The sequence below is a fragment of the Leeuwenhoekiella sp. CH_XMU1409-2 genome, assembly GCF_037029365.1.
In the GTDB taxonomy this organism is placed as follows: Bacteria; Bacteroidota; Bacteroidia; order Flavobacteriales; family Flavobacteriaceae; genus Leeuwenhoekiella; species Leeuwenhoekiella blandensis.
The window spans coordinates 235,048-247,831 of sequence record NZ_JAYMEI010000002.1 but is presented as its reverse complement, the minus strand read 5'-3'; the positions used below and the strand labels follow the sequence as shown (position 1 = coordinate 247,831).

Here is a 12,784-nt window from a genome sequence, read left to right as displayed (position 1 = left end):
CCCTCGTGTAACTCCTAGATTATGAACTAGTTTAGGCCTTGAAATGTTAACAGTTTACCAAAGGTTAATTCGCTATTTTTGGTTTTAAACTATTAACTGTATGAATTACATGAATCGAATTTTCCTGATGATTTTTGGTGTATTTGCCATTACAGGCAGCTACGGTCAAGATCAGGTTTCGGAACAAATTATAAAAGAGCGTGACTCCTTACTGCTCAACCTCAACAAACAATTAGAAGATAATGCGATCAAACTAAAATCGCTTCAGGGCGAGTTTTCAGACTTAAACCCTAATCGCACCAGTCAGCGTTTGGGAAGCCTGGATAGCATCATTTCTAAACAGGAAAACCGCATCACCCTTCTTGAAAATTCAAGAAAAATTCAGCTTAAACTGAATGGTCAACTCGCTTTTACCGAGTTGATGAGCATTCATCGCGATATTAAACCCAGCAACTTGCTACTTTCTTCTCAGGAATTCTTCAGCAAAGTAGCTGCGATAAATAATCCTATGAATTATCCTGCGTATGAAGCCTGGTTTAAGGAATATCAAGAATGGTACGAGCGTAAAAAAGGCAAGGACAATTGGCTTGATCTCATCAATAAAAGCATCACGGTTTTAAATGAGCCTGCGAGCAACGTGCCGCTTTATGGTTCGCTTTTTCAAACTTTTTCTACAGGAATCACTTCAGCAATGGAAATCGTAGGAGGAACCGGTCGCGATCTGCGTGATCAAACTCCGGCAATGCTCAACGTGCTCAATACTGCGAGTCAGTTCAGCCAGCAACAGAGCATTATTGACAACGAGTGGACCAGCATCAATGAAGAGCTTAATAAGCTTGAAGACGAATACAAGCGCTTGCTAGAAGAACAAGCAAAATATTACGGGCTAGATATGAGCGCGGTTAAGCAATATCAAAATGCAACCTTAGACAGTGAACGTGAAACCTTAAAAAACAACTTTAGAAAGGCGATAAACGACCGTATTTCAAAATGGGAAAAAGAAGGAAATAAAGACTGGCTTACCGAAGTAGAACGCTTTATGGTAAAAACACAATCGCTACGCCAGCGTTTTGGTCAACTTACCTTACGTATGAAAAGTAACATAGGCAAGTACCAAGAACTTATTACGCAGTTTTCTAAAAATGACGCCTTTGCTGATGAATTCAGAACCAAACTACTCGAGTTGCAAAGCAGCATCGATCAAGTAGATTCTAACTTTAATGCCGTTTTTAACCCTTCAAAATATATCGAAGATTCTGCCGTGATGTATATAACGCAATAACCTAAAATAATCTGAATATGAAAACGCTCAAAAAAGAAGACATTCAACAAGAAGTTTTTGATCTGTATGACGCTTATGCGCATAATAAACTAGAACGTCGAGAATTTGTAGAGCGTTTATCGCTTTTTGCAGCTAGCAGCATCACTGTGCCTGCGCTTTTAAGTTTTTTGATGCCAGATTATGAAACCACGAGGCAAATCGCACCTAACGATCCCAATCTGGATTCAACGTTCATCACTTACAATTCTCCTAAGGGCGGCGGAAGCATAAAAGCTTTACTTTCAAAACCTAAAGACGCCAGAACAAAATTAGGCGGTATTGTAGTAGTACACGAGAATCGCGGACTCAACCCCTACATCGAAGACACAGCCCGTATCGCAGCACTTGAAGGTTTTATCACCATTGCACCCGATGCGTTGAGTCCGTTAGGTGGTTATCCCGGTAATGATGATGACGGTCGTGCGATGCAGCGCAAACGTGACAGCAAAGAGATGCTTGAAGATTTTATCGCTGCTTATGAGTATCTTCTAAATCACGAGGACTGTAACGGAAATGTAGGCGTTGTAGGCTTTTGCTTTGGGGGATCAATCTCCAATATGATGGCGGTAAAAGTGCCTACTTTAAAAGCTTCCGTTCCCTTTTATGGCGGGCAACCTACGGAAGATATTGATCAAATTCAAGCGCCGCTTTTATTGCAATATGCCGGTCTCGACGAGCGTATAAATGCCGGATGGCCGGCTTATGAAGCCAAGTTGAAAGCGCACAATAAAGAATACGGGATGTTTTTATATCCTGATGTGAATCACGGCTTTCACAACAATACCACACCCCGTTACGACAAAGAAGCCGCTGAACTCGCCTGGGAACGTACCATTGCCTTTTTTAAAGAACACCTCAACAATTAACTTTCACAAAGTTCCAGATAATCCTGAGCTATTTTATTTGTACTGCTGCGGAAGCTTTGGGCAATTATTCAATTGCGTTGTGCGCAGCGCTTTGCGGCAACTAGAATATCTTTTCAAAGATAGTAGAGCTTTGCGCTATTTATTTTTTCGGAAGCAAGAATGTTTTCTTGTACTTCATTTGATATTAAGAAATCAACGTATCAATTTCTCCATCACCCCTCTTGATGTTTTTATATGTGTACAATCTACTAAAAAAATCGCCTTTTTTTAAACGCCTTTTCGACGTTTCCGTATAAAATAAAAGCAAACAAGCCCCAACAAAATTCCCACTATAGTATAAATAATTACGTGAGAAATAGTGTTTTCGGCGGGCTGACCTACCAGAATAAAAGCGCTCCAATAATACGGGTGTGCATAGGTATCATCCTGTTGATCCACAAAATTTAATTTTGCCTTGTGGAGTGCATCTGCATAACGATTATCTTCCAGATTTTCATAAAAACCCGTCATCAAGGCACTAGAGGAAGCATCGGGAATTTTCCAAAGGGTCATCATAATATTTGGGATTTGAGCCAACTGAAATCCGCGAGCAAGACTCAAAACACCTTCTCCTTTTTGATATTGCCCTAAACCGGTTTCGCAAGCTGATAAGCAGACTAGATCAGCATCCAGATTTAATGTAGGAAGTTCATAATTGTACAAATACCCGTCGTTTAAAGAGTCCTTAGCAAAAATCAATTTGGAGCTCATAGGGTTTTCACCATCAACCACAGCGTGTGTGGCCAAGTGTAATATAGCAAAGGCTTTTGTTTGTTCTTTGACTGCAGTTTCGGTAGCATCGAAGGCTTTGAATATTTTAGCCTCTTTTAAATTATAAATAGCCTCGGCTTCATCATTTGTAAAATCAAGCGCTCCCAAACCATGGGTGCTAGCCAAACTTCTCATGGTTCCTGATTGATCTGATACAAATGCAAAAGGAGCAAAAACCATCACCGATTGGGAGACCTGCTCGCGATTTTGATAGGTGGCTTCTAAGAGAGAATTGAGGTATGAAAATCGATGCTCTTTAATCAAATATGCATAATCACTCCAGGCTCCAACATTTTGCGGCTTCTTAGAAATGAGACTTTCAAAAGGGAGGAAAGACAGCGTCCCATCTGGAATTATGAAATAATCCCGGGCTGACAGAAAACCTGTACCTAAAGGTGCTAATAACCGACTGTAAATGGCCAGTCCTTCATTTGCAAATTCTATTTCTCCGGGACTGGAAATCGCAAGTAAAAACTGATCTATATTCTTATTGAATGCCTCGCTTCGATCAAGCTTTAGAAATTTAAAGTCTGCTCCTTTCCTTGCAATAACAAACCACGACGTTTCACTCTCAAAAAACTGAATAGTCAACGCATCTGACGAAGATTCCATCCAAGAATCAATTTCATTTTGAATAGATGCAATCCAGTCTGTGTTTTTATACTGCAATTCATAGTATTCCGGGTATTCCTTCTTGATTCGCAGAAGCCATTGATGCATAGCCTCTTTTTTGGCCAAGACACTTGCCTTAAGCGCAGCATGTTCTTTAACCAATGCAGGCACAAGAGAATCATAGGGTTGCTGCAGTTGCTCTTCGAGAATATTAATTTCTGCCTGCAGCTCCAATTCTTCAGATCTCACCTTCAAAGGAATTAAATTATCAAGGTATTGCCTGCTGTCATTAATAAGAGAACGCAGGGTGGCATTTTTATGTAGTTCCATAATCACTAACGCTCTTCTGAGGTGCTCTTTTTGTTGCGTTTTTGCATAGAGCTCATGGGTTATACGAATGGCATTATCAAAATAGTTCCCTTTTAGTTCATAAAATCGTGATTTGCTTTTGAGATTAAATAAAGCCTCTTTACTCTGATTAACAGCTTTTAGGCAATCAAGCATTGCCTGTGAAGCTCGATCAAGCAAAGCTAGGTCTTCATTTTCTTTATAAAGGTTTTCTAATATTTTAGATTGTAAAAAAAAACGGGAAGCCAGCTCAGGGTGTGCAGGGATTTTAGAAAAATCTATATTTTGCAAAATAGAATTGAGCTTAACACCCACGCTTAGCGAATTTAAAGCAGCCAGTGTAAGGTCTATCGCTTTCTGTCTTTCACCTTGTTGTGCGTAAAACAAAGCCACTTCAAGTGCCACCTCTGAGAAACGATATTTATTCTCTTCGTCTTTACTCTTTGGAAAAAAGGAAAGAGATTTTTCAAAATAGATCCGCGCAGAATCTATTTCATGTAAACGATTGTAGATACGTCCCTGCTGTACGTAGGATAAAGAAAGGTCTGGGTTTGATATGCCAAAATTGTGTATTAAAACTTCAATACCCTTTTTATTTTCTTCTAATGCCTTTTTATAATCTTCTAAAACAAACAGGTTCTCAGAATAAAGGATGTTTAAATAATATGCATTGTAGTTTAAAGGATTTATAGAATCGAAAATAGCCAGTGCCTCTCTAATTTCTTCTATTGATGCTTTTGAAGCCTGCAACGTGCCTGGGCCATTTAACACATAGGAATTGTACAATAAATAGTTAACCCTTCGAGAAGGTATGGTATGATAATTCAATGAATCATAAATCTTATTTGCGCGTTGCATTGCCTCTCTGGATTCTTGATAGGCCCCTGTAGCCCTTAAACTCATGGCCTTATTAAACTGAATAAAAGCTCCCAAATTAGTATTATCTGCAAGACCAGATTCTTTAGTGTGTTGATATGCGCTGTCGTTATAGATTAAGCTCAGCTCCCTGTTAGAAGATTTAGTATACATAGCAGCGAGGTTTAAATATGTTCTGCCCACCTCCTCTTGATAGTGTTTTTTATTAAAAGCCAGTAGTTCTTTAGTTATTGCGATCCCCTGAAGATTTTTTCCGGCCTCGTATAAAGCACCTGCATATCGGTTTAATAGTTTATTGACTAGCCAGGTGTCCTTAAGGGAAGATTTTCTAAAGGCCTCAAGAGCCAACTCGTATTTTGGAAGTGCCTCTTTTATGGTCCTCTCACGCTCATAATATAATGCGGTCTCCATCAGGGTGGTAATATAAGGTTTACCTTGCGGAACCTGAGAAAAATAGGATTTTAGATCATTGAGCTTTTCAAGAGTTGCTCGCTGGTAACCACGATCTGCAGCCTCTTGTTTTTTCCAGGTTTTTAATGCTGCTACTTGCCTTTTATAGTCCAACGAACTGGTATCTATTTGTTGTGCAGAAACAAAAGAAATGCTACAAAAGCAAACGAGTAAAAATCGGGTAAATGCTAGTTTTAAAACCATATATACTATTTATAAAAGCAAGTCATTCTAATTTACTTAATAGGGTTTCTGCAGCTCTATAATTAAACGCCTTTTGACTTACTTGTTCTTTAAGCAATGTAAGAGCCATTTCGGGCTTATTGTGTTTTAGATAGGCCAGAGCCAAATACCACCTGGATTTATAGTAAAAATTATCTTGGGTTTCCTGATGCGACTCAAAAACAGTAATAGCTTCTTCTACACGATCCAAAGCCAAAAGAGCATTACCCCGGTAAAAAAGTAAATACCGGTCCCCGCTTGCTTCATAAAGGGTTTCAAATGCTTCTTCGGCCTGCTCAAAGTTGCCCCGCTCATAGGCCGCAAAGCTTTTTTCGAGTAGACTCTCAGCATTTCCACCACGTACCACGGGTGCAATGATATTGCGGTAGGGTTCAAAATTTTCTGTATACAATTCTTCTGGAGTGGCATTGTTACCCATATATAGCGCCCCAAAAATACTTAGACCAATCACTATAGCAGCTGCCGCCACATACCGCAACCAATTGGAACCTTGGGACGACTGATCTTTAAGGTACTTATCAGCCTCTAAATGAGACAGCCTCGACTTTAAATCGTTTTTGCCTTTGGATACCAAGACTGCCTGTAGCTCTTTTTCCAACTCAAAGGCTTCTGAAAAAGCAGCATCCTTTTGTAGCTCCTTCTGGAGTCGGCGTGCCTCATCTTCACTTAGAATTCCTGAAAAATAACGTTCAACAAGTTCTTCTTTATTCATGATTAGGGGATCATTTTTTCTTTTAATTGTTTCATACACCTAGACTTTGCCGCCTTTACCGTATTGACGTTTTCATACTGTTCTGCTTGCTTGATCTCCTCCAGACTCATGCCTTTGAGATAAAAGCAGTTCAACAGTGTTTTGCAGCGTACACCTAAGGTTTCAAAATGTTTACGTAACGCGATCTGGCGTTCTGTAAGCTGATGTTCTTCAAAATAAGATTGCTCAAAAGTTTCAGTCTTAAAATCTGATTCTTCCCTACTGACTCGCTTCTTACGGTATCGCAACTGTTCATAAATCTTAAACTTCCCAATACTAAACAAATAGGTTTTTAGGCTACTGGTGAGCTTGTTAAGCTTTCTGCTCATCACATTTTCATAGAGTTTTACTACACTATCCTGATAAATCTCCAAGACATCTTCCTCTGAAAGCTCATACTTTCTGGCATAGCCAAGAAAGCTATCTCGATAAGCTTCATAAATTTTAGTATAGGCCTCAGAATCTCCTGTTCGTAATTGTTCTAGAGTTGGTTCTTCAATCATTAATGAAGCATATGGAAAAATGTTAACACGTAAACTTAAAAATACAATTTTTTAAAAATGATGTTAACCTTTTCCTAATGAATACATAAAAGAGTGAATCTTAAAAACTAAATATTATGAAACACCTTACATTTTTATTGGTACTGATGGCCTTTTGCTACACTGGTACTATTGAGGCCCAGTTCTTAAAAAAGCTTACCAAGAAGCTAGAGCAAAAACTTGATAAAACCACAAAAAGTCTGGAAGACAAGGCCGACAAACAGGTTGATAAAATATTAGGACTCGAAGATGAGGATGAAGATGAAGAGTTTCCTATGACTGATGATATGGAGATGGATGAAATGGAGTATCCTCAGGATACTGCAGAAAGCTATGAGGAAAAGGGCTTTGAAGCTTACAGCAAATACGACTTTGTACCAGGCACAAACCTTGTGGCTTTTGAAGATTTCTCTGAAGATCTCTTGGGTGATTTACCTCAAAAATGGAATACCAACTCGAGTGCAGAGGTAGTTACACTTTCTACACTACCGGGTAAATGGTTGCGCATAGGTAATGGTTTGGGAACTTATGTTTTTGAAGGAATTCCTCAGGATTTACCAAAAGACTTTACGCTAGAATTTGATATGCTGTATGACTTTAATGCAGAAAACTATGCCTTTAAACGCTATGTAAATGTGGTACTATCTGAACTTGAGAACCCCAACATGTATATGGATAAGTTTAGTTACGGAAAACAAGTGACCACCATAAGCCTGAGCAATTCGTCATCAACTCGCGCGGTAGTGCTAAATAAGAAAACCGTTCAAAAAGGCATGAATGTTTCAGGCAGCAACAACCATCCTGCATTTTCAAAAAACGGGAAAAGTGGTGTCCCCTATCACATTGCCATTCTTAAAAAAGGCAGTCGCATCAAAGTCTATGTTGATCAGGATAAAGTGCTCGACATTCCACGTGGGGCAGAGAGCGAGATAAACTACCGCACGCTGCGTTTTGAAAGTAACGTGAGTCCTAAAAATGAATACTTCTATCTGGGCAATGTCAAGTTTGCCACAGGTGTCGAGAGCGGTGAGCGCCTTTTTAAAAATGGAACCCATACTGCTTATGGAATCACTTTTGACAGTGGTAGCGCCAGCATTCAGCCTGCTTCATATGCCAGTATTAAGCAAATCGCACAAGCCATCCAGAGCGATGCTACCGGCAATTATCTTATTACAGGACATACTGATTCTGACGGAGATGTTGCTTTAAATATGCCTTTGTCTGAAAGCAGAGCCGAAGCGGTAAAAGCGGCATTAGTTAGTGAATTTGGTATAGATAGCTCAAGACTTCAAACTGCCGGCAAAGGATCTTCTGAGCCCGTTTCAACAGAAAACACTGTTACAGCCAAAGCCTTGAACCGTCGTGTGACCATTTCTAAACTTTAATCCTAAACATATGAAACGTATACTATTACTTCTGTTTATGACAGCTCTGTCATTGAGCCAGACACATGCTAAAGACACCAATACAGCTACAGATTGGACTGGCACTTACAATACTAATTTTGGCCAGATCATCCTACATCAAAAAGCCAACTATGTAGTGGGTACTTACCGTGATTTGGGCGGAATTCGATCAATGTACGTTAGTAATAATCAACTCATTGGGGTGTTTTACAATAATGGAAAAGAAGGCCATTTCAAGTTTACCAAAACCGCCAAAGGCTTTACCGGAAAATGGGGATGGACATACAAACTCGAAGGTGGTTCTTGGGACGGTAACCTTGTGGCTGATGTGAAGCAACACTATCTCAAAGGGCAATGGAACACTGATTATGAAGACCTCTTCTTAATCCACAGCCCTACGGGAATTGTTGCTGGACATTATGGAGATAAAGGTGGAATGATCTGGGGAAAATATGCTGGCACAAAAATTTTTACCGGCAATTATACCAACGCACTAGGCCGTGAACCCCGTACTTGCAGCTTTATTTTCACAGACAACAACACGTTTAAAGGAAAATTTGACGCTAACGAATACGGCAGCTGGAACGGTACCCGTGTCAGGGAAAATACCACAACCTCATCCACAACAGACAGAAGTACTGCACCCCAACCTAAATTTAAGCTCAAAATCACTTTAAACAGTTTTAAGTGTAATGGGGCTGATAACTTATTTAACCGAGAGCAGGGTTTTGTATATGTTGTCCCTTCACTTCAAACAATGGGAGTTGATGTAAAACCGGGCAATTTTAATATACAGACAGGAGATCAAAAAGTATCAGAACACCGGTCAAGCTTATATACCCCAGATGCCAGATTTAAAGAAAATTATCCGGTAGGTACTGCCATACAAATAAACAACAGCGCTGTTTATCCCATTATCTATCCTATCAATTTATTTCAGCCAGGCCGGTACGCTGCAAAAATGCAATTTGTTTTTCGCGAGTTTCCGGTTATTTCTAAAGGAGGTGCTTTAGTTTTTGCCGAAAACGAAAGAATAAACGCCAAGAGAAATATTGAACTCAAAGAAGTTTTAAAGTTTTTAAGCGGCCAGACCCGTGCTGAAGATTATCCTCTGGTAAACGGGACAAATGGCAGAAGACGCCTACCCAATAGTAATGACACTTTTTGGCTGGAGAGCATTGGCGGTAAGCGCTATGTACGTGGCTATGGCGATATTATCGAACCTAAAAAAGGTAAAATACGCTTCGGGTATCACTACACAATGGAGTTGCTTCCTCTTTAAAAAAGAAATTATGAGAACTCTTATCAATCTACTTTTTGTTGTTCACTGTTTCGCTTTCGCAGAAGCACAACAGGTATGGGACGATTTTACAACCGGCCCTCTGAAGCAAATTACAACGCTAAAAGCCGAAAAAATAAAAATTGAACAACCCGGAAAAAACATTCTGGGAGGCACACGCTACATCACGTATAATGTGACCGAAAATCCTTATCAACAGCTTTTTCAACTCACTATTCAAAAAGGTACTCTCATTAGCAGTACCGGCTTTGGTACTGCAAGTTCAATGAACATTACCTATGGTGGCAACCGGGAGCGAGCGCTTAATATGGATTTATCCCGTTACAAAACCATCAAAATCAGCTTGAAAGGCAAAACCAATTTTGCCCGGGTCTATCTCAATATGTGGTCTAATGGTGCAAACCGGGCATTCTGGAGAGGTAACAGAGAAAATCACCTTCCCTTTCAAGGTTCTATAAATGCTATGGGGGTAAACAGCAAAAAAGTAATCAGTATTCCGCTTGAACAGCTAACAGCCAAGAAAGCTACGACCGATAGCCCATCTGCTTTTGACATTGCCGATGTAGATAGTGTCCTGATCCAATTTTATGGTTTTCCGGCCACCGGAGTGAATTATGCAATAGACAAAATATGGGTCGAATAATTAACTCCAAAAACACCTAATCACTTTTAAAACTTTTATTAATTCCATTTTTAATCATGAAAAAAATAACTCTTCTTTTCGCAATCGTTTTTAGCGTCGCTTTCGCCCAAGCGCAAATCTCAAAAACCAGTTTAAACCGAAGCATCTCGCCTAGCCAAAAAGCTCAGGTTGCAGGTCAACTGCTCGTTAACGGAAAATCTTCGGTCGAGCTACGCCTCAATCAAGGCAACGTTGTAGATCTATTTAAGAATTTTAAAACAAATAAACATCAGATTCAATTTGTATTTAAAGGAGCAGGCTTGCCTAAAGATCAACAAGGCCGTGGCGTGGCACTCTTCTCCTTTGTGACCGAGATCTACAAAGACGGAAAACTGATGCGCAGTGTAAAACGCGAACCGCTTACCTTTTTTCCCGGTGAAATGCTCGAACCTGTAGAGGCCTTTGACGTTATCCCACTACTCACTTTTGCGCAAGGTAATCCACTTGAAAAAGGCGTTTATCCTGGTAATCTCACCAAGGGCAAATATTTGGTTAAAATTAAAGCCATACCCATGGGTAGCAGCGGTAAAATTGAAGAGGCCAACCTTATCGTCTGGATTTAAATCATTAAAACTAAATCTATGACAACAAAGAAATCATTTGCGGCAATCGCGCTTTTGCTGCTGATAATCGTATCTGCCTGTCAAAATTCAAAAGCAGGTAAAAACTTGTCCAAAAATAGTTTTACGGCGGTCGTTAACGGCAAAGACTTTACTGCAAAATTTGCAGAAGGACACATTACAGAAATCACCAATACATTGTTATTAAGCGGCAGTATGGGTAACGGTGAGGATATTCAACTTTTTTTACCACAGGATACTGGTGCCGGCACATACAGTTACGATATGGGTATTCAGGGTAAATACCAAAAAACAGACGAAGATTTCTCATTTGCAAATGCCGGCCAGCTGATAATCGAGTCCCACGATACTAAAAACAAATACATCAAGGGAAGTTTTAATTTCACGAGCAAACCTATGAACTCTGAAGCAGCCAGTTACACCATAGAAAACGGAAGTTTCTCCGTTCATTATTGAGACAGGAAGTACAAGAATTTTAAGTTTTGTGAAACGCCTTTTTTAAAGCTCCTCATTTGAGGGGCTTTTTTTTACACACCTGCCTTAGCTAAAACTTCTTATAGTTGTTCTTAAGATATTAATACATGCCATGCAACCTACGGAAGATATTGATCAAATTCAAGCGCCGCTTTTATTGCAATATGCCGGTCTCGACGAGCGTATAAATTCCGGATGGCCGGCTTATGAAGCTAAGCTGAAAGCGCACAATAAAGAATACGGGATGTTTTTATATCCTGATGTAAATCATGGCTTTCACAACAAGACCACACCCCGTTACGACAAAGAAGCCGCTGAACTCGCCTGGGAACGTACCATTGCCTTTTTTAAAGAACACCTGTCCTGATTAATCCGTTTTGATTGAAGGTTTAAATACGTGCTCTCAAACTTTAACCTCAATTTAAAACAGAAGAACCCCGCGCTGCATAACTTTAAAGTAAAATTTAAAACATGAAATTCAATTATGTAGGCGATACCGGTCTCATGGTATCTGAACTTTGTTTTGGGACGATGACCTTTGGCGGAGTAGATGCAGGAACGTGGAGCCAGATCGCATCGGTACCTCAGAAAGAAGTGAACCAGATGCTCAAAGCGGTTTTTGACGCCGGAATCAATTTTATTGATACGGCTAATGTGTACTCCTTTGGGCAATCAGAGCAATTACTAGGACAAGGACTGAAAGATCTAGGAATCAATCGCGATGAAGTTGTGGTCGCAACTAAAGTTTTGGGCCCAATGAGCGAAAACCCTAATGATGTAGGTCTTTCTCGCTATCATATTTTCAATTCGGTTGATGCGAGTTTAAAGCGTTTACAGCTGGATCACATTGATATTTTATATGTACACGGTGTAGATGCTAAAGTACCTGTAGAACAAATTTTACAATCGCTCAATGATATCGTTGCTACCGGAAAAGTGCGTTATATCGCCATTTGCAACTGGCCGGCGTGGATGGTTGCTAAAGCACAAGCCATCGCTGAGCACAAAGGCTGGCAAAAATTCATTGGTTTGCAATATTATTATTCGGCTGTTTCCAGAGATATTGAGACCGAATTGGTACCGATGGCTCAAGATCATAATCTGGCGATTTTTCCTTGGAGTCCGTTAGCGGGTGGTTTCCTTACCGGTAAATATTCTCGAGAAGGCAGCAGTGAAAAAGGATCCCGAAGAGCCGATTTTGACTTTCCGCCTATTGATAAAGACAAAGCGTTTAGCTTGGTTGATGTGATGCAAGAACTCGCAGCTACACATCAGGTTTCGGTAGCAGAAATTGCATTGGCTTGGGTGCGCCATCAAAAAAGCGTTACCAGCACAATCATTGGTGCAAAAACTATAGACCAACTTCAATCAAACATCAAGTCTACCGAAATCAATTTAAGCAAAGAAGATCTAGAAAAAATAGATGCGGTGAGTCCAAAACCGAAACTTTATCCCGGCTGGATGGTGCAACGCCAATCTAGGTATAGACAGTAATTTTAAAAAAACAAAAAACCTCTGATTT

11 protein-coding genes and 1 pseudogene are annotated in these 12,784 nt (G+C 39.9%); 9 read left to right on the top strand and 3 right to left on the bottom strand.

Annotation, left to right across the window (positions count from 1 at the left end; genetic code table 11):
* Positions 1-100 precede the first annotated feature (100 nt).
* Together WA338_RS02895 and WA338_RS02890 are read left to right on the top strand one after the other, a co-directional pair.
* A complete protein-coding gene (locus WA338_RS02895) occupies positions 101-1,282 on the top strand; it encodes a hypothetical protein (protein WP_009778946.1) in 1,182 nt (393 codons plus the stop codon).
* A 17-nt stretch (positions 1,283-1,299) separates the two neighbouring features.
* Positions 1,300-2,187 carry a dienelactone hydrolase family protein gene (locus WA338_RS02890; protein WP_009778945.1) on the top strand — a complete coding sequence of 296 codons (888 nt, stop codon included), beginning with the start codon at positions 1,300-1,302 and terminating at the stop codon, positions 2,185-2,187.
* Positions 2,188-2,454: 267 nt separating this feature from the next.
* Here the strand turns inward: WA338_RS02890 and WA338_RS02885 are convergent, their stop codons facing one another.
* The 3 genes from WA338_RS02885 to WA338_RS02875 are packed head-to-tail and all read right to left on the bottom strand — an operon-like array spanning position 2,455 to position 6,780.
* Entirely contained in the window at positions 2,455-5,487 is a 3,033-nt protein-coding gene (locus WA338_RS02885; RefSeq protein ID WP_009778944.1) for a CHAT domain-containing protein, read from the bottom strand.
* A gap of 22 nt (positions 5,488-5,509) precedes the next feature.
* A complete protein-coding gene (locus WA338_RS02880) occupies positions 5,510-6,238 on the bottom strand; it encodes a tetratricopeptide repeat protein (RefSeq protein WP_009778943.1) in 729 nt (242 codons plus the stop codon).
* Positions 6,239-6,240: 2 nt separating this feature from the next.
* Positions 6,241-6,780: an RNA polymerase sigma factor gene (locus WA338_RS02875; RefSeq protein ID WP_009778942.1), complete on the bottom strand. Its 540-nt coding sequence runs from the start codon at positions 6,778-6,780 to the stop codon at positions 6,241-6,243.
* 116 nt (positions 6,781-6,896) lie between these two features.
* Between WA338_RS02875 and WA338_RS02870 the strand changes: the two genes are divergently transcribed.
* The 7 genes and pseudogenes from WA338_RS02870 (at position 6,897) to WA338_RS02840 (ending at position 12,756) form a co-directional block, all read left to right on the top strand.
* On the top strand, positions 6,897-8,204 hold the full coding sequence (locus WA338_RS02870; protein WP_009778941.1) for an OmpA family protein: 1,308 nt from the start codon (positions 6,897-6,899) through the stop codon (positions 8,202-8,204).
* Between the two features lie 10 nt (positions 8,205-8,214).
* Entirely contained in the window at positions 8,215-9,507 is a 1,293-nt protein-coding gene (locus WA338_RS02865) for a hypothetical protein (RefSeq protein WP_154648894.1), read from the top strand.
* Between the two features lie 10 nt (positions 9,508-9,517).
* Positions 9,518-10,168 (top strand): hypothetical protein, encoded by a 651-nt coding sequence (locus tag WA338_RS02860; protein ID WP_009778939.1) that lies wholly within the window; start codon positions 9,518-9,520, stop codon positions 10,166-10,168.
* Positions 10,169-10,224: 56 nt separating this feature from the next.
* The gene (locus WA338_RS02855) at positions 10,225-10,770 is read left to right on the top strand and encodes a hypothetical protein (protein WP_009778938.1); all 546 of its coding nucleotides are present in this window, start codon (positions 10,225-10,227) and stop codon (positions 10,768-10,770) included.
* A gap of 18 nt (positions 10,771-10,788) precedes the next feature.
* Positions 10,789-11,244 (top strand): DUF6252 family protein, encoded by a 456-nt coding sequence (locus WA338_RS02850; protein ID WP_009778937.1) that lies wholly within the window; start codon positions 10,789-10,791, stop codon positions 11,242-11,244.
* 133 nt (positions 11,245-11,377) lie between these two features.
* Positions 11,378-11,629 (top strand): annotated as a pseudogene (locus tag WA338_RS02845) (dienelactone hydrolase family protein); the annotation flags it as partial.
* A 104-nt stretch (positions 11,630-11,733) separates the two neighbouring features.
* Positions 11,734-12,756: an aldo/keto reductase gene (locus tag WA338_RS02840; RefSeq protein WP_272984525.1), complete on the top strand. Its 1,023-nt coding sequence runs from the start codon at positions 11,734-11,736 to the stop codon at positions 12,754-12,756.
* Positions 12,757-12,784 lie beyond the last annotated feature (28 nt).